Here is a 24,157-nt window from a genome sequence, read left to right on the forward strand (position 1 = left end):
GCTCGAACGCACATGTCCGAAAGCAGTCTAGACATGGTTCAAGGCCCCTCAGAAACCCGCGCGTTGGCGCAGTTGCTTGCCCACTATCGCCAGCCCAATAACGCGCGCGGCATTTTCGAGCTTTTGATCACAGCGGTACCTTTCTTTATCACCTGGGCTCTGATGCTAGTTGTCGTTGCCCGCGGCCATTGGATTGGTCTGCTGCTGGCAGCGCCCGCGGCGGGCCTGCTCGTTCGTCTCTTCATGATCCAGCATGACTGCGGCCATGGCTCGTTCCTTCCGCGGCCGTCTTGCGAACGATTGGGTCGGCCGAGGCATCGGCGTTTTGACCCTAACTCCTTACGATTACTGGCGACGCAACCATGCGCGCCATCACGCGAGTTCGGGTAATCTCGATCATAGGGGCTCCGGCGACATTGATACATTGACCGTGAGAGAGTTTGCCGCACGGCCTCGATGGCGACAGATCCTCTATCGTCTGTACCGGCATCCGATCGTAATGTTCGGCGCAGGTCCCACATATCTGTTCATTTTGCGGCATCGCTTGCCGATAGGGTCGATGCTCAGCGGCTGGCGGCCCTGGCTGAGTACAATGGGTACGAACGTCGCCATCGCGGTTCTGATCGCCGGCATGATTGGGCTGGTTGGCCTTGGGCCATTCCTGCTGGTGCATCTGCCGATCGTGGTTCTGGCTGCGTCAATCGGTGTCTGGCTGTTCTATGTTCAGCACCAGTTCGAGGAAACATCGTGGTCCCGTGATGAGGCGTGGAGCTTTCACGAAGCTGCGCTGCATGGCAGTTCGTACTATCACTTGCCGGCTGTCTTGCGCTGGTTTACGGCGAACATCGGCGTCCATCACGTGCATCATCTATGCAGTCGAATTCCCTGCTATCGGTTGCCGGACGTACTCCGGGATCATCCGGAACTCGCTGCCGTGGGACGGATCACGCTTTTGCAAAGCCTGCAGTGTGTGCCGAGGGCCTTGTGGGATGAGAAAGGGCGGCGACTCATTTCGTTCCGAGAGGCCCGCTCCGGCAAAATTTCCAATGTGAGCAATTTTGACCAGTGAGCGCGGCATCGCGCATTTCAGTTCCGCAGCGATGTGCGATGCGGTCAGGAAGCGGTCGCGGTTCATTTTCTAGGAGTCTCCTAATGGTTGAAGACGCGCCGCAGAGTAGATTTTTCGTTCGCGCGGGAGGTGTCGGCTGGATGGTCTACGATCGAGAACGCAGGGGGCCGGCACTGATTGGAACCGATGTGGCGGATCGTTTATCGAAGGAACAAGCAGAGCGGGCGTCCGCGATCCTACTTGCTTCAGGACAGAAGACCTGACGCCTAAAGCTTAAGAGCGGGGCCGCCTCACTTCGCGGACGGACAAGGCCAGCCTCGGGTTTCGCACCATTTGCCGTGCGGGCACAGCCGCTGAAGTTGGGCCAAGTCATTGGCCCTCTCAGACAATTGTCTCGCTCGCGTTAGCACGCGTCAAACCACGCTGTGGATTTGATCGCCGCGCGGTCAGCATTTTCTGGCATTTTCTACGTATGAGAGTTATCTTCAGCGTTTCTATCTATGGGAGTTCTCTAGAGACCAGAGAAGATCGGTGTCTCGCATAATTGTGTGACGCGCCGCCGCCACGATCGGAAAACCGATGCTTAAATTGCTGGCACGATGCGCGGTGATCTCTTTTGTGCTGACTTCGGCGCTCGCCGCCGAACCGGTCAAGCTCAAATTGGCGTTCTTCAGCTCCGACCGCTCGACGAGTTATCTCGCCGCGGTCAAGCCGTTCGTCGACGCGGTCAACGCCGAGGCCAGAGGCCAGATCGAAATTGAAACCTATTTCAGCGGCGCGCTTGGCAAGGACCCCGCTGAGCAGCCCCAGCTCGTGCTCGATGGTAGGGCGGACATCGCCTACGTGGTGACAGGGCTGACGCGCAATCGATTTGCGGACAATGCAATCCTCGAATTGCCCGGCCTGTTTGCGAGCATGCGGGAGTCCGTTGCGGTGCTCACCCGGCTGATGGCAGCCAACGCGCTGCAAGGATACGATGATTACATCGTGATTGGCGCTTATGTCAGCGAACCCGAGACGTTCCACAGCAATATCCCGATCACGTCGCTGAACGATCTGAAGAACAAGAGAATTCGCGTCAACAATCCTGGCGAAGCCGCAGCGCTCGAAAAGCTGGGGGCGCGACCTGTGCTCCTGCCGGTCAACAAGATCTCCGAAGCCATCGGCAACGGGAGCATCGACGGCGCCCTCGTGAACCCTGCTTCAGTGGTCGATTACGGTGTCAAACGCGTTGCGACTTATCACTACCTTCTTGGCATCAGCGGCGCGCCGCTGATGGTGTTGATGAACCGGAAGACATTCAACCGGCTACCGAAAACAGCGCAGTCGATCATCCTCAAATACAGTGGTGCGTGGTCTGCCGGACGCTTCGTAGATACCTACGAAGCTGTGGAAAGCAGCATTATGGGGGAGCTAAAGTCCGATCCCAACCGTCACGTGATCATGCCCTCGCCGTCGGACCTGGATGCGGCAAATGCCGTGTTCGCGACCATTGCCGATGATTGGGCTTCGAAAAGTCAGCGCAATGCCGAGCTGCTGAAAACGGTCAAGGCCGAGCTCACGAAAATGCGATCGACCCGGTAGCCGCGGATGCAGTCATTCGCCAGCATCCGGCCTCAGCGAAACATCGTCATCATCTGCGCCGCGCTTGCCATTCTGTTGCTGGGCACCGGGGCGACCTTGAAGATCACGACCGATCATCTTCTCCGTCAAGACGCGACGTCGACCGCTCGCAGCTGGGCCCGGTTCCTAGCAGCCAGTGTTGCCGATCTCGAGCAGATTGCCGGCGGCGAGCAGCCGTCCGCCGCAAGCCTAGCGTTCTTCCTGTCGGCGCGAAATTCCGGTGAGGTCTTTCAATATGAGATCTTCAACCGCAATGGTTATTCGCAGCTCGTGTCGACCCCAGAAAAGATCGCACTCCTCGATTTGTCGGTATACAGCCCCGATGCGGCGCGATCGGTCGCGGAGGCTCAACCTATCGTCGATGTCAGGGAGGGCAATTCGGTCGACCGACCGGCATTCTTCGCGCGCGCCTATGTCCCGGTCCAGGCCGACGGTCGTCACATTGCGGTCGTTGCGGCCTACGTGGATGAAACGGAGCAACGCAGGAGTTTTCACAATACGTTCCTGACCGCAGCCGCATTCCTTTGCCTGCTGTCGGGCCTCGCCTTTTCCATTCCCGCAGTTGCGTGGTATCGTGAAGCAAGGGTGAAGCAGGTTGACCGACGCATCCGCTTCCTCGCCCACCATGACGCGTTGACCGGGCTGGCCAATCGTCCCCAGTTGATCGAAAAGCTGGAGAGAGCGCTCGCTCACTTGCCGACGCGGGGCGGCAGCCTTGCCGTGCACTTCATCGACGTCGACCGCTTCAAGGAGGTCAACGATACGCTTGGTCATGACGGCGGCGACTTTCTGCTCAAGTCCATCGCCGAACGTCTGCGCGCTGCGGTCCGGATCGATGACGTGGTGGCCAGGCTCGGCGGCGACGAGTTCGTCGTCGTGCAGAACGACGTCGGCGGCAGGATGCAGGCCGAGACCTTTGCGCGCCATCTTGCCACCGCCGCAAATGCTTCGGTGAAGTTCAAGCAGCACGAGATACTCACCACCGCTAGCATCGGCGTGGCGCTGGCGATGGAGGAGGACACCACCCCGGAGCGATTGCTCAAGAGTGCCGACCTCGCCCTCTACGCGGCCAAGGCCGCCGGCCGCAACTGCATCCGGTTCTTCGTGCCCGAGATGGATACCGAGCTACAAGCGCGCATCGAGCTCGAGAGAGCGATTCGCGAGGCCGTACAGAATGATCGCTTCGAATTGCATTACCAGCCGCTCTTCGAGGTATCTCAGCGCCGCCTTGCCGGCTTCGAAGCGCTGATCCGGATGCACGCAGCGGACGGGACCCTCGTTCCGCCACTGGCCTTCATCCCGGTCGCCGAGGACTTGCGACTTATCGACAAGATCGGGGCGTGGGTGTTGCGGGAGGCATGCCGCACCGCCGCAACCTGGCCGGCGCACCTGACCGTTGCAGTAAACCTGTCACCCCAGCAGTTCGTGGCGGGCACCATCAGCGACATCGTGGCTGCCGCACTGAAGGAGGCGGAACTCGCGCCGCACCGGCTCGAACTGGAGATTACCGAAGGCTTGCTGCTCGGCAACACCGAAACGATCATGGCGCAGCTCCTGACTCTCAAGGCGATGGGCGTGGCCATCGTAATGGACGATTTTGGTGCAGGCTATTCGAGCTTCAGCTATCTGTGGCGCTTTCCGTTCGACAAGATCAAGATCGATCGAACCTTCATGCAGGGCCTCGACGGCCCCCATCGCCAGGTCGGAGCGGTGGTCAAAGCGATCATCGCGCTTGGACGCGAGTTGCACATGCGCGTAACGGTCGAAGGCGTCGAGACCGCCAGCCAGGCGGCGTTTCTCGATACGGCGGACGGTGATCAGGTCCAAGGGTTTTTCTTCGGCCGGCCGGTCCCGGCCTCGGAACTCGGCGCCAGCATTCTGGCCGGCTTCTCGAGGCCAATGCCGCCGGCTTCGCCCGTGCCCAAGCTGCACGTCGTCAACGCCACGGCTGAACGGTAGCACGAACCGCACCTCCGTGGGCGGAGCGGCTCCCGGCCCTGCGCCATTGTAGACCATTCTCGCGTTTCGGTGAGCGCTTGTCTCACTAACACGACATTTTTCTTCAGTGGCCTGCATCTCTCGCCGAGGTTGCGAATTGGTGATCATGCCTACCATGGAAAATCAATCGCGTTGCACCTCCGCGCCCGCACGCGGCAGCCCACACACAGGTGGCCCCCTCACGACGCCGATCGATGGCGCAACAAAGGGCGGGTCCGGTCCAGGGCACGCGTTGGACGGCCATCTTGATCCCGGCAAGACCGAGGTCTCGGAGACTGACGCTCCGATCGCGAATGCGCAATCCAAGCCGAGCCGGATACCACTGCGATTTGTGAAGGCAGCCGCGGGCATCGCCATCGTCGCAGTATTCGGCTGGCTCCCACTGAGAGCGGTTTTCCAGACGTCAAGCGTCGAAGCCGTCGTCAACGCGAGGCTGGTGACATTGAGGTCGCCGATTGACGGCAAGGTTTCATCCGGCGCCGGCCTGTCGGGCGATCCAGGCATCGTCGCCGAGGGCACGTTCATCCTTCGCGTCGTCAACCCGCGCGGTGACCGCGTGCGGCTCGATGATCTGCGCAGCCAGATGTCTCGCCTGGAAAACGAAAGGCCAAGCCTCGTTTCGAAGATAGCTTCGGCCCGCGCAGCGCAGAAGGATCTGGCGCGTCAGGCGGCCCTGTTCACGGAGGGGCGTATTCGTCAGCTCGAGGCGCGTATCGCCGAGATCCAGACCTCGATCGAAGCGGCTGCGGCGCGTCGCGAAGAGGCGGCGGCTGCCGTGCAAAGAGCCTTGTCGCTCATCAAGTCAGGCAGCGTTTCCTCCGTCGAGCTTGGGCGCTTGACGCGAGATCAAACCATAGCCCTGCAGACCGAGATCGGCGCGCGCCGCCACCTGGATGCGACCCAGGTCGAGCTCACCGCCGCGCGCGAAGGCACGTTTCTCGGCGACAGCTACAACGATCGTCCGAGTTCGGTGCAACGTGAGGAGGAAATGCGGCAGCGGGCGGAGGGGCTCACCGCGGACGTCGCGCATGCGGATGCGCAGATCGCGTGGCTCGAGGGTGAGATTGAATCCGAGCGATCTCGCTACATCAGCCGCTCCGAAGCGGAGATTACATTCCCCGTCGCCGGCCGCGTCTGGGAAATCCTGACTGCGCCAGGTGAGGACGTCCAGGCCGGCCAACCGCTCGTTCGCCTACTCGATTGTTCCGGCGCGGTGGTGACGGCGAACGTCAGGGAGAGTGTGTATAACAGCCTGCAACTTGGATCGGTCGCGCATTTCCGACCGAGCGCCGAAGGGCCCGAGTTGGCCGGCACCGTGGTCAATCTCACGGGCTCCGCAGGAGCCGCGGCCAACCTGGCCATCAATCCCGATGCGCTGAGCAAGGAACCATATCGTGCCACGATTTCGGTCCCCGCCCTCAACGATGGCTCTAACGATTGTCCGGTCGGGCGAACCGGACGCGTCATCTTCTCGACAGATAGTGCGAGAAAGCCATGATCGCCGCGTTGACACCGGGCCTTCTTGCGCTCGGATTCTGCCTTGCCATCCTGCCCTGGCTCCGGCTCGGGAGCTCTGCGGCGCGTTCGCTGATGATCGCAATCGCATTGCTGCTCATGGCCCGCTATTTTGGATGGCGCGCTACATCCACGCTCCCGCCCGTCGGCTGGACCGTTGATTTCGTCGTTGGAGCCTTGTTCCTCGTCGTCGAGGCTGCATCACTCGCGGCGGCTGCGCTGTCGCTGCTGTTTCTCAGCCGCACGACCGATCGAACACCGCAAGTCGAAGCCAACAGGCGATGGCTCGCCGGACAGGAATCTCCCCTGATCGACGTGTTCATTTGCACCTACAACGAGGAGGTTTCAATTCTCGAGCGCACGATCGTCGGCGCAACCGGAATGAACTATCCTAACTATCGAGTTTGGGTGCTGGACGACGGGCGGCGCGACTGGCTCGAAGAGCTTGCAGGCGAGCTCGGCTGCCGCTATCTCACACGGGCCGACAACAAGGGCGCCAAGGCCGGCAACATCAACCACGCTCTTCGGCATGTGACAGGGCTCGCCGATCCTCCCGACTTCATTTCGATCCTCGACGCCGATTTCGTTCCCATGCCCAAATTTCTCGCTCGCGCGATGTGCCTGTTCCGCGATCCCGGCGTAGGCGTGGTGCAGACGCCCCAGCATTTCATCAATGCGGATCCGATCCAAACCAACCTGGCCGCGGCCAAGGTCTGGCCGGACGAGCAGCGCTTCTTCTTCGATATTCTGATGCCAGCGAAGGACGCGTGGGGCGTGGCTTTCTGTTGCGGCACGTCGTCGGTCATCAGACACTCGTCACTTATGAAAATCGGCGGCTTTCCGACCGATTCCGTGACGGAGGATTATCTCCTGACGCTGCGGCTGAAGGAAATTGGCGCGCGCACGGTGTACCTGAACGAGCGTCTGACCTTGGGGTTGGCCCCCGAGGGACTCAAGGAATACATCACTCAGCGCAGCCGATGGTGTCTTGGCTTCATGCAGATCTTTCGGGGGCCCAGCGGCCCCTTTTCCCGAAGATCGCGGCTGGATTTCGTCGACCGGCTGTCCCTCGTCGAGGCATTCATGAGTTGGACCTCGACCTATGTCGTCAAGGTCTTCGGTCTTGTCGTTCCGAGCCTGTATCTTCTGTTCGGCATCAAAGCCGTTCAGGCGGATCTCTCCATACTCCTCGAATATTTCCTGCCGTTTTATGTCTGGTATTCGCTCACCATGGCCTGGATTTCTCGTGGACGGTCAATGGTGGTCATGTCCGACGTCACTCAATACATTGCTCTACCGTCGGTTCTCAAAGCGGCCGCGACCGGACTGTTCAAGCCGCTGGGGCACAAATTCGAGGTCACGGCAAAGGGCGGGGATCGCGATCAAGGTTTCATCGAATGGCCGCTGCTTAGGGTCTACGGCTGCGCGTTGACGATTACGCTCGCCGGAATTGCCTATTCCTTCGTGCTTCATGCGCAAGGCGACGTTATCGCCTATGGCGGCCTGGCGCTGGCCTGGAGTTTATATAATGCGGTCATCCTGACGATCGTCTGCTTGGTGTCCATCGAGCAGCCGCGGCGGCGAAAGGCCGAGCGGTTCGAGCGAACTGAGCCGGTTCTTTTCAATATCGGTGGACGGTCCGGCATCTACCGTCTGGCCGATATGTCGATCACGGGTGCCCGCTTCGTGAGCAACGATCCCCCACCTGTTGGCACTGCCGTTCATTGCACTCTTCGGAAGAGGACTGTCGCCGCTCTGGTCGTGCGGCGCACTGGGGATGGATTTGCGGTCCGGTTCGATGAGACCCTCAACACGCGCGTTGATCTCATTCGAGCTTTCTATTCCGGTGACTACGTCACCGCATTCACCGGCATGCGCACCGTCCCCCTCGGCAAAGCAATCATGATGCGGATTTTCGGGTGACTACGATTTGCGGGCGATAGGCGTCGCCGCTGCTCGGGCGCTGCACGGAACGGGTTGGGCAGCATGGCTGTCCCACCAAGATGTCGTGCTGATGGGCGGCAAGAGGAGCCACAACGGAGAGCGTCGCCGCAGATCAGGGCCGGTTGATAACCAACGCGCTTGTCGTTGAAACTGAGCAATATTGACCAGCGAATCGGTGTCTCTAAGAGCGTGTATCCTTGGGGGGCGGGCTGTTGGGAGGAAGGAATGATCGCCGAGCGAAAGCCACCCAGCTTTTGGCCTCAGAGTCCGGACGACGACATGCGAATGATTGGCGCCCTTCGCTCTCTCGAAAAAGAGAATATAGAGCTGAAAGAGCTGGTCGTCCGCCTTTCGGAGACCATCCTTCGATATGTCGAAGGGCGGCGCTGAGTTCGCGAAACGATGCGCTGAGCCAGATGTCCGTTGAGCGGGTCACGGCCGTAGCGAAGCTAGGCTCGCACCCTCGGCTTCGTCGCGGCAATGCCTACATCGGTGGTTTCAGCGCCTGATCGCTTCGGTTGCGCGCGCGCTATGCCGGCGCCCGCAGCTCCCCCTGAAACCAAGCTAAAGTATTTGCGCATTTCATCGGGTCGACTGCTTCGTCGAGGAGCTGGTGGATGAGATCACAAGCGGGACATTCGAAGGTATGAATGCGAAAGCCGGCGTGACCGGGCGTGATGCGCGCCAGCATCATGCTTATCTGGCATTTGGGACACATCGGTCGCTGGATGGTCATGGAGCTAGCCTTGATCAGGGCGGGAGCGCGAAACTCCCAGTCACCGGTGGATGCCACTGGGGGCGGTGATGCACCATTGTGGAACTATGGATGCTGCTGCCGCTGACCAATATTGATCACCTCCCGAATTAGCGTCGGGTATCCCAAACACGCGCTTTCACGATTCGACTCATTTTTCGAATACGCAATTTGTCAGATCGTTCCCATGGATAGGCGTCCTACCGGCCCTGGCTGGCCTGTCTGCGCCGACGCGCCGCCGGCAGATGGCTAGCCGACCGGCCGATGAGAAATTCGCTGCGCGCGAGCAGCGGCCCGTTCGTCGTACGAACACACGCCGCGGAACAGACCAGCGAGAACTGAGGGCCTTGAAGCAACCATTGGTGGCGCGCAACGTTGATCCACCACCAAACGAACAAGGAAACATAAATGTCAGATCAGATCCGGACAGACCAGAATTTGCCGCACCAACCGAATGGCAATGATCAACTCAATACAGGAGCTTCGTCCAACGCCTTGCCTGGGGGCTTCCTTGCGATTGCCAGTGCTTACGGGGACTACACGAAGAAGTCGCTTGAGGACACGAAACCGTTTGTTGAGAAGCTCTCGGGCGTAAAGTCGCTCGACAAGGCGATTGAAGTTCAAGCCGACTTCGCCAAGGCAACTTATGACACGTTCGTTGCGGAGTCGCAGAAGATCGGCCTGCTCTACGGCGATCTTGCCAAGCAGTCGTACAAGCCATTCGCAGAGCTTGTCGCAAAGATGACCCCGACAAATCGGTAACATGTCTGCCCCGCGGTGACGGAGCAAAGTGACTCTGGTTCATCGCGAGGCATAACTGAGCTTGGCAAACGAGCTCGCATTGAGGAGCATTATGGCCAGTGTCAATCCGATTTTCGAAAGCTTATCCGTTGACCCAGGGCAGGTAACCGCCGTGAACGCAGCGTACGACCTGGCATGTCGAACGCTTCAACACATCGGCCAGCTGGAGGTAGATCGGGAAATCATTGCCAGGAGAATTGTGCAGGCTGCGGGCGACGGCGAGCGCGATATCGGCAAGCTGTGCGAGCGTGCCATCCATGGACTGACCTCGCTCGACTACCGGCAGCATAGCACCTAAAGGACCGAACGATCCACCGACCGGCAGCGAAGCTCCGACAGCGGGCCGAGCAAACGTCCCATGGTGGTTTTGTAATCACCGCTTTGGCTGGTGAACTGATGATGGGTTCGCGCTTTGATTCGTTGGAGAGCCAGCTTGCGCCGCATATTCAAATCCTTTGTATTTCTGATGGCCGCCGTCTACTTCTTGGTGGACGTCGTGCTTTTCGCTCTCGCCAAGCCTGTACTTCGCTGGCTGGCGGATTGCTGGGTCTTTGAGAGCGTGCGGGCGTGGATTGTGTCGCTGGGGCCGTATCCGCTTGGCTTTGTTCATCGTGCCGGTTGTTCTGCTGGAGCCTGTCAAGCCAGTCGCAGCTTACCTGACGGCGACAGGCCACGTCGTTGACGGGCTTATGGTCCTCATCGTTGGCGAGCTTCTCAAGCTCCTGCTTATTGAGCGTCTCTTCAGCGTTAGCCGCGATAAGCTTATGTCAATTCCTGTTTTCGCCTGGTGCTACGACAGGTTTTGTCAAGGCCAGGACTGGGTCGCATCCCTGCAGGCATGGCAACTCATGCGTCGTTGGAGCTCCAATGCCAAGCACGCTGTTCAATGATATGTCCTTGAATTTAAGGCTGCGCAGAAGCGAAAGAGGCTTTTTTGGCGAGCGCGCTGAACGTCGGCGCACGGCTGAGCAAATAGCGCCGCCAGATGTTTGTTGAAAACTATTCTCTTCTGACAGGTTGTGTCGTCGCCCAGATCCCCATCTAGGGAGCGTGTTGGGATCTAAACCGGAGCCCGCAGCCCGGAAGAAATCCACTTCATCGAATGGGTTTCGCTGACGACTTTATCGACGTGATGGCAATTGACGCCCTGAAACGTACGAATCTCGAATCCGATCCGAGAGGGCTTAATGTGCGTCAGGGTCATTGGACCCAAGCATTGGGGGCAGGTATGGGGCTGAACTGCTATGCGGCTTGGGTCGAACAAGACTGCTAAGGATGACATGATGCTCACCTAAACTCAGGCGGGAGCGTTACAGAACTCTCAGTCACCGATAGATGCCGTGATGGGGGCGGTGATGGAGGCACCATGGAATCATCGCTATCCCGGCGCCGTTCTATTTTGCTCACTTTCGAAAAGTCAACGAATTAGGACACCCGGGAAAGCACAACGCCACCAAGCCCAATAATGCTTGGTGGCGTTGGATTAGGTCCGGACAGCGCAATCCCCCGGTGACCACCAAAACAGCAGATATGCACTGCGATCGTCTGTTCAAAATTGCTCACTTTCAAATTAGATCATTGCCATTTTTAAGACTAGGCCACTGTCGTCTGAAACAGGCCAGTACCTACCGTCCCGAGCCGTCCTGATCGTATCCATCCGAGCTAGACCGCGGACAGGAGCTCACCGATCCCAGCGCTTGAGGAGCTCGGGGTCGTCCTTGTGTATCCTGATGAGCTCGGTCAGGTTCTCGATGCCGAAGTCGGTGAACGCCATGACCTGGTCGTCACCTATGCCGTAAACCCAGATGACGCCATCCTCGGTGTCCATTCCGTTGGCCACGTCCCAGAGCCAGTCCTCGTCTTCGCCGAGGTCTTTTGCGACGCGAGCGATGGTGAAGACGGCGTGAACCTTGTTGACGTGCATGGCTACGCCGCCTGGGCGGAGGACCTCGACGCAGGAGGCGTCCAGTTCCAGGGCAGCAACTCGTGCAGGCGGTTCTGCGGCATGTCTGCGATGCGCGCGAAGACGTCGGCAAGCCAGGCTTTCGGGTCGATGTCGTTGAGACGCGCCGTCATGAGAAGCGTGGCCATCACGGCAGCCCGCTCGGCGCCGCGATCAGAACCGGCGAACAGCCATGCCTTTCTTCCCAGCGCAAAACTGCGCAACGCTCGCTCCGCTGCATTGTTCGTCATGCAGATCCTTCCGTCGTGGACAAGGCGGACAAAGCCCTCCCAACGGTTGAGCAAATAGTTGATCGGCTTAATCACATTGGACGAACGTGAGAGCCGTGCAGATTCCGCTCGGAGCCAAGCCTCAAGGTCGGTCAGCAGCGGCGCGCTTCTCTCCCGGCGGATCTGCAGCCGCTCCTCAGCGCTCAGCCCATAGATGTCGCGCTCGATCTCGAACAATTTGTCAATCCGACGAACCGCTTCCAGCGCAATGGGCGAGATCGCGGTCGCCGATCTTCCGCGGCGAGCGTTCTGGGCGATGTCGGCAAGTTCGAAGAACGCCCTCCGTCCATGCGCCCAACAGAAGGCGGGCGTGGCCGGCAACGCCTTGCGTCCGGGATCGAAGAGAGCGTTGAACCCGCTATAGGCATCGGCCTGCAGGATGCCAGCGAAGTTCTGAAGATGCCGCGCGGGATGCTCGCCGCGCCGATCACGTGAGGCGTAGAACAGCGCCGCCGGTGGATCTCGCCCGCCGAATGGCCGATCGTCGCGGACATAGGTCCAAATCCGGCCGGTATCTGCTTTGCCTTTCGCCAGGATCGGTATCTTGGTGTCGTCACCGTGGAGCCTGTCGGCGGAGAGCACATAGGCTTCGATCAGTTCAAAGATCGGCCTGACCGCAAAGGCTCCGGCGCCCACCTGGTCCGCCAGCGTCGAGACCGACAGGTCGATCCCCTCGCAAGCGCTGGCTCTGTCGATTCAGCGGCTGATGCTGACCAAATTTGTCGTACAGGATCGTCGCCAGAAGCTGCGGTCCGATATAGCCCCGGGGTGTGGCATGGAACGGCGCTGGCGGCTGCGTGATCGCCTCGCAATCCCGACAACTGAACTTCTCCCGGACCGTGTCGATCACCTTGAACCGGCGTGGGATCTCCTCCAGCGTCGAGGTCACGCTTTCGCCGAGCTTCGACAGCCGGGCCGATCCGCAGCAGGGACACTGCGTCGGGGCCGGCAGGATGACGCGTTCTCGCTCGATGTCGTCGGGGAAGGGCTGACGCACTGGTCGCTTGCGCTCAAACGAACGCACCGTCTGCGTCTTCCCGGCCGCCCTCTCGGCAGCGAGCTCATCCTCGGTCGCGCCCGCCTCGAGTTCCTCAAGCTCAAGCTCCAGCTGATCGAGCAGCCGCGCCGACCGCTCGGAGCGCGCGCCATATATCGTGCGTCGTAGCTTCTCGATCTCGAGCTTGAGATGCGCAATCAGCGCTTCATTGCTCGATTGCTTCGCCTGGGCATTGGCCGCTTCAGCAAGCCTGGCTTCTGCCGCAAGCCTGGCCGCGAGCTCGGCCAGGATCATCGCATGCGCGGCGACAAGATCGGGCGGCAGGTCGGCGCTGGAGTCCATAGCCAGATGGAATCACATTCGCGGCCAAACTCAAATAACAAAGTCTCAGCCCACACTGGTCGGACTGACAGGCCCTTATCCGGTGGTCCCCTCGGGAAGTATGGCCGAGTTGAACGTGCCCATGCAAATGTCAATCCAGACGACCGAAACCCGGGCGGATTTGCGGACGAGGCACCGAGCAAGAACGCTGCGATTCATTCATACGGTCATGTTGACGGGTGTCGAAGTGCAAGCACAACATCAGTTTCGCGGTGCGACAGGATCCGACAAGTGTGACGTGACCGCTGGTCGGAGGGCCGCAAATGATGGACAGCGTCGTGTCGGCGTGACAACCCTGGATAGTGAGGCGACTAGGAGGGATCGAACCATGAAGAACCGGCCACCGCTTCCGCAACATTTGAGTCGCCATAGGTATCACGCGCTGCTGGTCCGGCTGCAAATCGAGCTCGTCAAGCTGCAGCGCAGCGTGATTGAGCGCGGCCAGCGAATCCTTGTCATCGTCGAAGGTCGCGACGCCGCCGGCAAGGATGGCACGATCAAGTCGATTGTCGAACATCTAAGCCCGCGTGATACCCGCATCGTAGCGCTGGGGCCGCCGAGCAATCGGGAGCGGTGTTCATGGTACTTCCAGCGTCACGTTTCGCACTTGCCCGCGGCAGGAGAGATCGTGCTGTTCGATCGCAGTTGGTACAACCGTGCTGGAGTTGAGCGTGTCATGAACTTTTGCACCAAGAAGGAAACCGAGGAATTCCTCGAGACCGTGCCGGGTTTCGAAGCAATGATTGAGCGTTCGGGTATTACCCTGCTCAAGTACTATCTTGATATTTCGAAACAGGAGCAGAAGCGACGGCTCGCCGACCGCCAAAGGGATCCCCTGAAGCAATGGAAGCTGAGCCCCATCGATGCCAAGGCGCAGAAGCTTTGGAAGGCCTATTCCGAAGCCCGGGACAAGATGCTGGAACGGACGCACACCGTCACCTCGCCCTGGACCGTGGTCCGGGCCGGCGACAAGGAACATGCGCGACTTAATATCATTCGCGATGTTCTGTGGCGGCTGCACTATCCCGGAAAGCACCGTCGTCTCCACAGGCCCGATCCGGCGGTCGTTTTTCCTTACGATAAAGCCTGTTATGAGCGCGGCCTGATCGAGGCTTAGGTGGCTTACATTGATGCCTCAGTTTGCATCGAGCGAAATTGTGTAGCCTGCATTTTCGAGAGCGGCGAGGACGGCTGTTGCGATAGTCTTGCATTCGTTGGGCTCTTTGTAAGTTTTCGGCCACGCCGTCCCGTTTCCCGCGTCCGGAAAATCAACGAAAGCTGATTGGATAGCGCGTTCGATGATCCTTTGGAGCTTCTCATCCCGTATCATTGCCTCGTCTCCCGCTTCTCGACGATCGTCACAATATCATCATTTTACCTAGAGCCGCTGCGGTACGCTGCCAATGCGCTGGAGTGCACAATATCCTGTTTGAAGGAGTAAAACGTATTCTCGTTCCTCCGACGATCAGCGCAGGCGAGCGTAGCCCTCACCGATTTGCGACGCTCAAGCCGGGCCTCTTTGCGGCTGGCGACGTGGGGGACGGCGTCTATCGGCAAGCTGTCACGCTGGTCTCGGCTGCATGACGGCACTTGAGGCCACTCGCTTTCTCTTGGCCCAATGTCCTTCCAGCCGGCGCGCTTGTCCTATCGAAGATAGGCTCAACCCTTAAGCGGCAGGTCAAGCAATGTATGGCTGAATTACACAGTAATTTCAATTACATACGAGTTCGCAGTTTTGTTCTGAGTGGCGCGCCAGCCAAACTCAGCCACTTAGCTAGCCATCAGCCGCGTTCGTTGAATAATAGTTGAATAAGACGCTGGTGAACAGCGGCGAACGCTTGCGGAATTTGCTCGCGATATTAGCAGACCAGCCTCGGCGCGATGCCTCACTGTGGCGGGCGCATTCGCGAAAAATCTCTCCGTCGCCCTTGTGTCCAGAAATATTCAAACCGCCGCTGACGTGCGCTGTCGTACGCCAACGCCTCCGGATGACGGATAGGCGCGCGCGCTTCTGGTCGATCTGCTGGACCACCTCTACCACTTTGATCGGGGCGATGGTCAACTTACGATCGACCGATCGATTAGCAGCATTCGCCTAGGCTCTGACATCGCGGCCAGCGACTTGATATTCCAGGCGAACGGTTCTGATCTGGTCATCAAGTTGCGGGGAACGACAGACAGCCTGAACGTGCAGGGCGGCCTCACAGTCAACTCTTGGGGCGTGTCGAGTTCACTATCGCTGCTCAAATTCAGTGACGGTACATCTTTGACAGTCGGGCAGCCGAGCGCAGGACAGGGCCTGCCACTCACATTCACTTGGCTGGGTAACGCGGCCAACTTCGATATCACCGGTTCCGGCTACGGTACAAACGTCTATGAGGCGACGATCGGTGGCAAGTTCACGTTTGTCGATTCGAGCGGGGTTGGAGGCGCCAACATCGTGAAGTTCGACAAGGGCGCCCAGAATCTGATTGTCGAGTCCAATCGCTTCAGTGGCAATATCGAGCTCGGGCCGCAGATTTCGGCGCAGGATGTCTACTGGCAGACCGATAACTGGGGCCATTTGTACCTCAAGCTGAGGGGAGACAGTGCCGACAGCATCACCATCTGGAATGACCTGCAACTAGCGGGCGGCATCGTCACCAGTGCGATCAAGTCGGTGAAATTCGCCGACGGGTCCGTGCTCGACATGAGCCATGGCCCCTCGCAGTTCAATTGGCTCGGCAACACCGCGAACTTCACGCTCACCGGCACCACGTTTGGCACCAATATCTATGAGGTCACGGCCGCTAATGGAAGGATCAACTTTGCCGATGCCAGCGCAGTCGGCGGCGTCAATATCGTGAAGTTCGACAAGGGTGGCCAGGCGCTCAACGTTCAGGCCAACAACTTCACCGGCGAACTGGATTTCGGCGCGACCATCTCGGCTCAAGACGTGTATTGGCAGAGCAACGGCTATGGCGATCTCATCCTGAAAATTCGCGGCGACGATGCTGACAGCATCAACGTTTGGGGCGATCTCCATGTCGTCAATGGTGCTCTGACCAGTGCCATCAAGACCGTGAAATTTAACAACGGGACCACCGTCGATATGAGTCATGGTCCGTCGAATTTCACTTGGCTCGGCAACGTGGCGAACTTCAACGTCACCGGCACCACGTTCGGCACCAACGTCTATGAGGTTGCGGGGACTAACGGCAAGATCAACTTCATTTCAGCGCTATGGAGCTGCGCCAAGCCTGAGAAAGCTTTCCCTTCCGCAGATTCGGTGGATTCATAACGAGATTGACGATCGGGTGGCTTCGTTTACCCGGTGAACGAGTTGCTTGAGGGCTGTGTGGCGCCGCTCGAGCATCCGTTCGCCAAGATTAAGGCCACGCGGTTCGATGCCGCGCAGATCGATGGTCTGAGTGCAATCGCCGACCAAATCCGCGGCGAGCGAACATGCTGGATTGCGAGCTTGTTGAGGAACGAGGCCAGGCCCTGTCAAACTACCTGCTGACACGGAGTGCCGGGCTCCGTGACGTGCCGGAAGCCGATCATGATCGGCTCGGAGCGGGGCCAGCGCCGATTGCGGTTTCCAGTTGCTTGGCGACGTCCAGAAGGTAGGCATCCTGGTGCCAGTGACCGACAAGTTGCAAGCCGATCGGCAGGCCGCTGTCCGATAGCCCGCAAGGCATCGACAGGGCCGGATGTCCGGTGAGGTTAAACGGGAAAGTGTAGGGGTACCAGGCGCCGCGGATCGTGCCGGCGTCGCGGCCGGCGATCTCGACCCGCCCGAGCGGGTCGTAGCCCAGCCGCAGGGCAGGGGCTGACAATGTGGGCGTCTCGCGCCGCTGCAGGTTTGTCAAACGCCATCCGGAATTGCCCCATGAAGAACTGCCCCCACCCATGGGTTCATGTTGTCGGTTGAAAGTGCGAATGGCGTAGAATCTCTTTTGCCGTGGGCCGCCTCGCGGACCGACGTAGCAGCCGTCGCATTTTCGTCTCGTGTTCGCGGGGGACTCCAACCCGGTCATGGCTTGGCCTTCAGTCCGAGCTCGATGATGCGTGAGAGCGGCTCGCAACAGCCTAGTCACCAATCTCAATCAGCTTGGACTCTTTCTTTGGATTGTGCGGCCTCTTGTTCCGCACCTTTTTTGACTTCTTGACGTTGGCGACGAGACGATCGGAGTTGCCCTCAAGCTGCTGCATTAGCTTTTTGATTATCGCGCTCCGAGTCTTTTTGCTCGGTGAGTAACCCTTGATCGTTATATCCAACCTGTCCTTGCCGGCGTGGTACTCGTGATCAATCCTCGGCCTTTTGGACACTGTTTCAATCCTCCCTCGTTGCTTTCGACTTAGGCAGGACAATGCGATCTTCGAACCCAGTAAGCCTGCGCCGGCGCGCTGGGCGGACTTCACGGAGGGAGATGTTATCCGGCAGGTCCGGCGTCGGCTCAAGCTCGCTCGTTTTCCATTCACCTCCGGCAAATCGACGCGCTCCTCTCGAAGCCGTCCTCTTTGACTTGGTCCTGGCAGTCCAGCCCAAGCTCGACCGCGCACTTATCATTTCCGATTTGGCCGGTCGCGTCGGACTTTCTGGAATTCCTCAGGCCCTTTGACGAGCCGCTGCTTACGGTTTGCTTGGTCCTCCGGGCTAGCCGCTGTATCGGTTATATTGTCGATCGCATCGACCGCTAATTCGCGAGCGCGTTGTTTGGTATCTCGGCGCCGTTTTGTGTCTTCGCTTTTGGGCGGGCTTTCGGTCTTGACCCTGAGTCCGAGCGCAACCGGCCGGCGAATCGCATGGGCTCGGGTAATGTTCTTGTCGGGTGACGATGCGATCCAAGCATCGATCGCCGTAAGCTCGGCAGGGTGCCAGCGCTCGCCAACTTGGATACCCTTGCTGGTCGGCGGCGGGCCTCCTTCCGGCGGGCTTCTTCTTTCCCACGAAATCACCTCGATGAGTGCAAATCGCCTTGAAGCCAGCGGCCAAGGGCCTTGGACTTCATGGGGTCTTCATATGCAGCAAGGGTCTCAAAGACCTGATTGCAGACAGCGCATTTGAACTTATGCAAGTCGACGTCCCCGGCGGGGTCTGGCTCGATGCTGACGAGCATCATCGCGGCGTAGCACTTCGGACAGGCGGGGCGCTCAAATGGAGCCGGAAGAACGGCGGACGACAGGTGCTGAGATTGGGCCATGGGTGCTTCCCCACAAATAGGCGGGAGCACAAAACTCTCGGTCACCGGTAATGCCGAGGTGTGGGACCGGTGATGGTGCAACTATGCGCCCCAGGGAAGTCAAACGCGAGCTAATTCGAGCCCTGGCACCAGCCGCTGGCGGGCTTTTCACGGGGGCACCGTGGCGCGCGCGAGCTACTGCGCGTCGTGGGTGCGGAAAAGCAGAAGCGCGGGTCGCACAGAATGAGCGACTGCCAGCAGCTGGCTGCTCACGCAAGGCGGCGAAAGGCGAACCTGAACAGGAAGACCCGCTAACTGAATCAGCTTTATCTGGATCGTCCCGGCTTAGGCGCCGGGCGCTGGTTTGCTTTGGAGATTCTCGTTCGAGTCTCCTGTGCTTCCTTGGCCAATCTCAGTTCCTTGAGGCGCGCCATGTTTTCGCGAATATCAACGGCATTTTTTGCCTCTTCTTGCAAGACCACCTCGCGATGCGCGACCGCAAGGCGCTCTCGGTTCGCTTTGGCAGCGCGATGAAGTTCCCGATCGTCACTCATCTTATGGTCTCCGGCCTCGACATGCGTCTTGGAACGGTTAGCTGACCTCATTAGGCGCTCGGTTGAGGGCAGGAAGGCGACCGCTTAGGGCTCTGCAAACCCGTCCGATGGTTTCACGGGCGTATCTCAATGTCGCGCCCATCGGTGCCTCGGTCCCAGCAGTCGTCGGGTCGAGCGTCTGGGCTGTGGTGGCGACCCTGCAACGATCAGCGCCACGAACAATCTCTTCATCCCTGCTCATAGCACGTGCCGGCTGAGAAGTCTGACTTTGTTTCGTCGCCGCCTCAGGGGAGTGAACGATTCAATTCAACTCTGCGGGTGCGGCGAGGCCGACGACCGCCAACGGAGGCAGCCTCAACGCTGCGGGGTCCCTATTTCGATAGATCAGGGAGGCGCAGAACAGTTGCTTGGTTGTGGAGCGAACCTCAATCGCCATTCGGGACGTTCGTGGAAGCTGCTCCGGACTTCGAATTCGAGCCAACGACTCGCATCACTCGATGACCTCGTCGCTTTGTGCAAGAAGCATCGCCCGGCACTCCGAGGCGGAGAGCCCCGCAAATTCGATCTCGCTGCTGTTCCTCGACGTTTTAGCGCTCGCTATTCCCAGGACGTAAGCGTAGAGTTGCTCATCACCGCCCATCCTGCGGCTTCCACCGGTGACTGAGGGTAACGAACGCTCCCGCCGAAAGGAAAGGAAGAGGAGCGTGGATGTCTCGATCTCGTTTGGCAGTCGACTGGATCGTGTCGCCGGTGATCTTCCTGCTGTCTCCTGTGCTCCAGGTATTTGCAGCGGTTGTCCTTCGTGGATAGCGCAACACGAATGCAATACCTGGTTGGCGGCCAAAATGGAGCCGGCCGCGTCAATCTAAGCCGCGACACGGTGGCTGCCGCCTTGAAGAAGGCGCGGGAGCTCTTGCAGGAAGGCTATATGGACGTGCGGATCTGCACGCCGCGAGGCCAGATCCTGCTGCCTGACGAGTTCGACAAGCTCGAAGCCTGAGGGAACAGCTGTGCTGCCGCGCCAGAGCAAACGGCGGGCAGACGGTTTTCGCCTCGGCAGAAAGAAAACGTTGCGGGATGATCGGCGTGAATGTTGTGCGGAAAGGCAGCTGGACAAAGAGACGGCGACCTTAGTCGAGGAGCGCGCTGTCGACGCGTCGCTGCCGCTTTGCAACAGCAGCTCGGATTTTGCGGCAACGCCGCCGTGTCTGTTCTGGTCGACTATCGAGTTTGATCGTAATGGATGGCTGCGCCTATGAAAGGCCGGACATGTTCAAGTCTAAACAATATCGTGCAGAAGCGGCCAAATACGGCGAACGGGTCAAGGGTTCGACCGATCTGGATGAAGGCCGCAAACTTCAGGAACTGCAGGACCGCCTCGTCTCGCTTGCTGACAGCGAGCAGGGACTCGCGGACGACTACCACAACGCAGTTCATATCGTAGGGCCGGACCAACCTCGCGGCGCAGCCCTTGCAAGCGAAGAAGAGCGCGTTCTGCGGTGTCTTGGCGCGGCCGTCATCATGCAATGGAACGCTCTGCCGACGACGTTGCAGCGGGAGCTCTTCGACACTGCCGGCTCGGTCGGCAAGTTGCTGGAGACGGCGGAGCTTCGCGGGCAGATCGCCCGATTTCTGCACAAGCACAAGAACGACGCGAACGGCAACGAACGTTGACGAAGGCTCGCCCCCTCTTTCTGAGCGCACAAAGGTTGTTATCGGATGCTGGAGTAGCCATCTGATGGAGGACACGATCGGATCGCTGTGACAGCGCCTGTCGCGAAGCGCGACGCTTTTTCAGCCACGCCAGATCTTACCGACCGCACCGACCAATGCAGTCGCTTCGAGATGCGCGTCAAGGGCAAGGACAATCCATGACCATCGAACATGCCTCCGTGCAGATCGAGCGCAAGCCGTGGGGGGGCGCAGATATCCGACCATGGAGCCGCATCGACGTTTCCGGCGACCCCGTCGGGGAATTGTGGTTCGAGCGCATCGATAAAGATGCACCAGGCTCCGCCCTGCTGCTCAAGCTCCTGTTTACCAGCCAACCTCTGTCGATCCAGGTCCACCCCAACGATGAATTCGCGCACGCCATCGATCTGCCGAACGGGAAGACCGAGGCATGGTACATCCTGTCAGCAGCGCCGGGCGCGCGGGTAGCGCTGGGACTGACGCGGCGCCTCACGCCGCAGGCGTTGCGCGCAGCGATCAGGGACGGCTCGATCGCCGGTCTCGTGCAATGGCGCCCTGTTGCGAAGGGCGACTTCATCTGCGTCCCCGGCGGCACAATCCACGCCATCGGCGCCGGTATCGTGCTCGCCGAGATTCAGCAACGCAGCGATACGACATTCCGCCTGTTCGACTTTGGCAGGCACCGCGAGTTGCACGAAGACGACGCGGTGGCCGCTTCCGACGCCGGGCCATCCCAGGCTCAATCCGCTCCGCGGCGTCTCACGGACGCACGAAGAATTCTCGTCGCGAGCCCACAATTCGTGCTCGAGCGGGTCGATTTCCAGGCCAATTCGCAGTGGGCGCTCGATGCCGACCGGGAAACCTGGATCCTCGTGATCGAGGGGAAGGGGCGCATCGGGCATACGGATGCGACCGTCGGTGACGCGATCTTCATCGAGGCCGACAGCGCCGGCATCGAGGTTGGCCCGGACGGAATGACCGGCCTGGTCGCCTATCCGGGGCCGGATCCCATGGTTTTGCTGCTGCAGGACTGCACCGGACCAGCGACCAAGTCTCCCGATGTATCCACCGGCACGGGCTCCAGGAAATCGGGCAAGATCATCGAGGCACAGACATGACGTCGCTCCGCCGCATCGCCCTTATCGGCAACTCGCTGCCTCGCCGCTGCGGAATCGCAACCTTCACGACGGACCTGCAGAGAGCGATATCGGCGTCACGCCCTGATCTGGAAACCTGCATCGTGGCGATGACCGATCGCGGCCAGGCCTACGACTATCCGCCGGCGGTCGCTTTCCAGATCAAGGACGACAATGTCGAAGACTACCTGCGTGCAGCGGATTTCCTGAATGCCGGCCGGTTCGATACCGTGTGCCTGCAGCACGAATTCGGCATTTTCGGCGGCGAAGCCGGCGCCCATATCCTCCCGCTGCTGGCGCGCCTGACCATGCCGGTCGTAACGACGCTTCATACCGTACTGGCCAACCCGTCAGCCAAGCAACGCGCGGTCATGGAGCGCATCGTCGATGCGTCGTCGAAGGTGGTGGTGATGGCCAACAAGGCTCGCGAGCTACTGCGCAGCGTCTACCTCGTGCCGGACGACAAGATCGAGGTGATCGCCCACGGCATTCCCGATGTCGCCTTTGCCGGGCCCGATGCGGCGAAGGCCAGGCTCGGATTTGACGGCAAGTCGGTCATTCTGACGTTCGGGCTGCTGTCCCCCAACAAGGGCATCGAAGTCATGATCGATGCAATGCCCTCGATTCTGAAACACCGCGCGAATGCGGTGTATGTCGTGCTCGGCGCAACGCACCCCAATCTGGTTCGAGACCAGGGCGAAGCCTATCGTGAAAGTCTGATGGCGCGGGTCCGCGCGCTGGGCGTCGAGGACCACGTGGTATTCCTGGACCGGTTCGTAGATCAGGCCACGCTGCTCGAATTCATCTCGATGTGCGACGTCTATGTCACGCCCTATCTCAACGAGGCCCAGATGACCTCTGGAACCTTGGCTTACAGTTTTGGGCTTGGGAAGGCGGTGGTGTCGACGCCCTACTGGCACGCACGCGAGCTGCTTACTGACGGATGCGGAGTTCTGGTACCATTCGGCGATGCGGCGGCGATCGGCGGTGAAATTGCCAAACTGCTCACCGACGACCCGCGCCGGCAAGAGATGGGCCAACGCGCATACGCCATGAGCCGGATGATGACGTGGGAACGCACGGCCGAGCGTTACATGTCCGCCTTCGAGGCCGCGCGGCAGGGTCATCGGCTCAAGGTCTTTGCGCGTCCCGATTCCGGCGCGCCGGAACCACGCGGCCCCGCTGCGCCCGACATGCAGATCGGCCATTTCATGACGATGTGCGACGATATCGGCTTGTTCCAGCACGCGGTTCAGTCGGTGCCGGATCGCTCGCACGGCTATTGCGTCGATGACAATGCCCGGGCGTTACTCTTGGCCTGCGCCCTCAACAATCCCGGCGAACAGGCGTTGCCGGAAATCCTGACGACCCGCTTTGCAGCGTTCGTGCAGCATGCGTGGAATCCCGACATCAGGCGATTTCGCAACTTCATGGGCTTCAACCGAACCTGGCTCGAGGACAGAGGCTCGGAAGACAGTCACGGGCGGACGCTATGGGCATTGGGCGAGGCGGCGCGCGGAGACGCAAGCTCGTCGCGGCGCAGGTGGGCCACCGATTTGTTCGCCCAGGCTTTGTCGACGGCCGAGAGCTTTAGCTCGCCCCGCGCGTGGGCGTTCATGCTGCTAGGTCTGGACGCTTATTGCACTGTTGCTCCGGATGATCTCCACGCAAGGGAAGTCCGGCACGCGCTTGCTGACAGGTTGATGTCCTGTCTGGCGTCGGTAGAGACGCCGGAATGGGTGTGGTTCGAGGAAGGGCTCGCTTACGACAACGCGCGATTGCCGCAAGCCTTGATACTGACAGGAATGACGACTCAAACGCCGCAATACCGCGATGCCGGATTGCGCTCATTGCGCTGGCTGATGACGCAGCAGACGAGCGTGGCAGGTCATTTCCGGCCGGTGGGCACCGGCAGCTTCGGCGAACAGCGGCAACATCCCCGCGCCTTCGATCAGCAACCCGTGGAAGCAACGGCGACAATCGCTGCCTGCCTGACGGCGTGGCGTGCGGACGGCGATGCCGAGTGGACAGCCATGGCGATGCGCGCCTTCGGCTGGTTTCTCGGCAGCAACGATCTGTCCGTGGCACTGGTCGATCCGCACACCGGGAGCTGCCGTGATGGATTGCACCCCGATCGCGCCAACGAAAACCGCGGAGGCGAGTCGGTCGTCTGCTATCTCCTCGGACTTGCGGAGATTCGTCAACTCGCGCGCGTCAACACCAGCCTGAAGAGGCCCTCGGCCTTACGCGCCGTGGGCGCTTGAATTTCACCTTTCATTCAGCGAGCCGAGGACAC

19 protein-coding genes and 2 pseudogenes are annotated in these 24,157 nt (G+C 59.9%); 14 read left to right on the plus strand and 7 right to left on the minus strand.

Going from position 1 to position 24,157, the window contains the following annotated elements; all coding sequences use genetic code 11:
* The first annotated feature begins 33 nt into the window (after positions 1-33).
* From XH80_RS29630 to XH80_RS29650, 5 genes and pseudogenes are all read left to right on the plus strand, one after another.
* Positions 34-1,069 (plus strand): annotated as a pseudogene (locus XH80_RS29630) (fatty acid desaturase).
* A gap of 579 nt (positions 1,070-1,648) precedes the next feature.
* Entirely contained in the window at positions 1,649-2,653 is a 1,005-nt protein-coding gene (locus XH80_RS29635) for a TRAP transporter substrate-binding protein (RefSeq protein ID WP_271601642.1), read from the plus strand.
* A 96-nt stretch (positions 2,654-2,749) separates the two neighbouring features.
* Positions 2,750-4,651 (plus strand): putative bifunctional diguanylate cyclase/phosphodiesterase, encoded by a 1,902-nt coding sequence (locus XH80_RS29640; RefSeq protein ID WP_271601643.1) that lies wholly within the window; start codon positions 2,750-2,752, stop codon positions 4,649-4,651.
* A gap of 271 nt (positions 4,652-4,922) precedes the next feature.
* Positions 4,923-6,188, plus strand: a complete 1,266-nt coding sequence (locus tag XH80_RS29645; RefSeq protein ID WP_442869186.1) for an HlyD family secretion protein — start codon at positions 4,923-4,925, stop codon at positions 6,186-6,188.
* A complete protein-coding gene (locus XH80_RS29650; protein ID WP_271601644.1) occupies positions 6,185-8,128 on the plus strand; it encodes a glycosyltransferase in 1,944 nt (647 codons plus the stop codon). Before XH80_RS29645 ends, XH80_RS29650 begins: the two co-directional genes overlap by 4 nt.
* Positions 8,129-8,678: 550 nt before the next feature.
* Here XH80_RS29650 and XH80_RS29655 read toward each other — a convergent pair.
* On the minus strand, positions 8,679-8,885 hold the full coding sequence (locus tag XH80_RS29655) for a response regulator (RefSeq protein WP_271601645.1): 207 nt from the start codon (positions 8,883-8,885) through the stop codon (positions 8,679-8,681).
* Positions 8,886-9,311: 426 nt separating this feature from the next.
* Here XH80_RS29655 and XH80_RS29660 point away from each other — a divergent pair, with 426 nt between their 5' ends.
* Entirely contained in the window at positions 9,312-9,665 is a 354-nt protein-coding gene (locus XH80_RS29660; protein WP_271601646.1) for a phasin family protein, read from the plus strand.
* 121 nt (positions 9,666-9,786) lie between these two features.
* Here XH80_RS29660 and XH80_RS29665 read toward each other — a convergent pair whose 3' ends face one another.
* Positions 9,787-9,963 carry a hypothetical protein gene (locus XH80_RS29665; protein WP_271601647.1) on the minus strand — a complete coding sequence of 59 codons (177 nt, stop codon included), beginning with the start codon at positions 9,961-9,963 and terminating at the stop codon, positions 9,787-9,789.
* A gap of 337 nt (positions 9,964-10,300) precedes the next feature.
* Here XH80_RS29665 and XH80_RS29670 point away from each other — a divergent pair, with 337 nt between their 5' ends.
* Positions 10,301-10,594, plus strand: coding sequence for a hypothetical protein (locus XH80_RS29670; RefSeq protein ID WP_271601648.1), 294 nt, complete (start codon positions 10,301-10,303; stop codon positions 10,592-10,594).
* A 791-nt stretch (positions 10,595-11,385) separates the two neighbouring features.
* On the opposite strand, the gene XH80_RS29675 is transcribed toward XH80_RS29670, so the two are convergent.
* Both XH80_RS29675 and tnpC read right to left on the minus strand, forming a co-directional pair.
* A complete protein-coding gene (locus tag XH80_RS29675) occupies positions 11,386-11,628 on the minus strand; it encodes a hypothetical protein (RefSeq protein ID WP_271601649.1) in 243 nt (80 codons plus the stop codon).
* A gap of 2 nt (positions 11,629-11,630) precedes the next feature.
* Positions 11,631-13,275, minus strand: a pseudogene (gene tnpC / locus XH80_RS29680) (IS66 family transposase).
* A 367-nt stretch (positions 13,276-13,642) separates the two neighbouring features.
* On the opposite strand from tnpC, the gene ppk2 reads away from it, so the two are divergent.
* The gene (gene ppk2 / locus XH80_RS29685) at positions 13,643-14,431 is read left to right on the plus strand and encodes a polyphosphate kinase 2 (RefSeq protein WP_271601650.1); all 789 of its coding nucleotides are present in this window, start codon (positions 13,643-13,645) and stop codon (positions 14,429-14,431) included.
* Positions 14,432-15,088: 657 nt separating this feature from the next.
* Here the strand turns inward: ppk2 and XH80_RS29695 are convergent.
* Positions 15,089-15,376: a hypothetical protein gene (locus XH80_RS29695; protein WP_271601651.1), complete on the minus strand. Its 288-nt coding sequence runs from the start codon at positions 15,374-15,376 to the stop codon at positions 15,089-15,091.
* Between the two features lie 60 nt (positions 15,377-15,436).
* Between XH80_RS29695 and XH80_RS29700 the strand changes: the two genes are divergently transcribed.
* Complete coding sequence (locus XH80_RS29700; RefSeq protein WP_271601652.1) at positions 15,437-16,594, plus strand: calcium-binding protein; 1,158 nt, start codon at positions 15,437-15,439, stop codon at positions 16,592-16,594.
* Positions 16,595-16,853: 259 nt separating this feature from the next.
* Here the strand turns inward: XH80_RS29700 and XH80_RS29705 are convergent, their stop codons facing one another.
* Positions 16,854-17,132, minus strand: coding sequence for an amidase family protein (locus XH80_RS29705; protein ID WP_271601653.1), 279 nt, complete (start codon positions 17,130-17,132; stop codon positions 16,854-16,856).
* 1,673 nt (positions 17,133-18,805) lie between these two features.
* The gene (locus XH80_RS29710; protein WP_271601654.1) at positions 18,806-19,033 is read right to left on the minus strand and encodes a transcriptional regulator; all 228 of its coding nucleotides are present in this window, start codon (positions 19,031-19,033) and stop codon (positions 18,806-18,808) included.
* Between the two features lie 820 nt (positions 19,034-19,853).
* Between XH80_RS29710 and XH80_RS29715 the strand changes: the two genes are divergently transcribed.
* The 5 genes from XH80_RS29715 to XH80_RS29735 all read left to right on the plus strand — a co-directional run bounded on the left by XH80_RS29715 (position 19,854) and on the right by XH80_RS29735 (position 24,125).
* The gene (locus XH80_RS29715) at positions 19,854-20,033 is read left to right on the plus strand and encodes a hypothetical protein (protein WP_271601655.1); all 180 of its coding nucleotides are present in this window, start codon (positions 19,854-19,856) and stop codon (positions 20,031-20,033) included.
* Between the two features lie 10 nt (positions 20,034-20,043).
* Positions 20,044-20,292 (plus strand): hypothetical protein, encoded by a 249-nt coding sequence (locus tag XH80_RS29720; protein WP_271601656.1) that lies wholly within the window; start codon positions 20,044-20,046, stop codon positions 20,290-20,292.
* Positions 20,273-20,707 (plus strand): hypothetical protein, encoded by a 435-nt coding sequence (locus XH80_RS29725; RefSeq protein WP_442869187.1) that lies wholly within the window; start codon positions 20,273-20,275, stop codon positions 20,705-20,707. The genes XH80_RS29720 and XH80_RS29725 overlap by 20 nt, the downstream gene beginning before the upstream one ends.
* Positions 20,708-20,904: 197 nt before the next feature.
* On the plus strand, positions 20,905-21,843 hold the full coding sequence (locus XH80_RS29730) for a class I mannose-6-phosphate isomerase (RefSeq protein ID WP_271601658.1): 939 nt from the start codon (positions 20,905-20,907) through the stop codon (positions 21,841-21,843).
* Positions 21,840-24,125: a glycosyltransferase family 4 protein gene (locus XH80_RS29735; protein WP_271601659.1), complete on the plus strand. Its 2,286-nt coding sequence runs from the start codon at positions 21,840-21,842 to the stop codon at positions 24,123-24,125. The genes XH80_RS29730 and XH80_RS29735 overlap by 4 nt, the downstream gene beginning before the upstream one ends.
* The last annotated feature ends 32 nt before the right edge of the window (positions 24,126-24,157 follow it).

Source organism: Bradyrhizobium sp. CCBAU 45384, from assembly GCF_028128665.1.
In the GTDB taxonomy this organism is placed as follows: Bacteria; Pseudomonadota; Alphaproteobacteria; order Rhizobiales; family Xanthobacteraceae; genus Bradyrhizobium; species Bradyrhizobium manausense.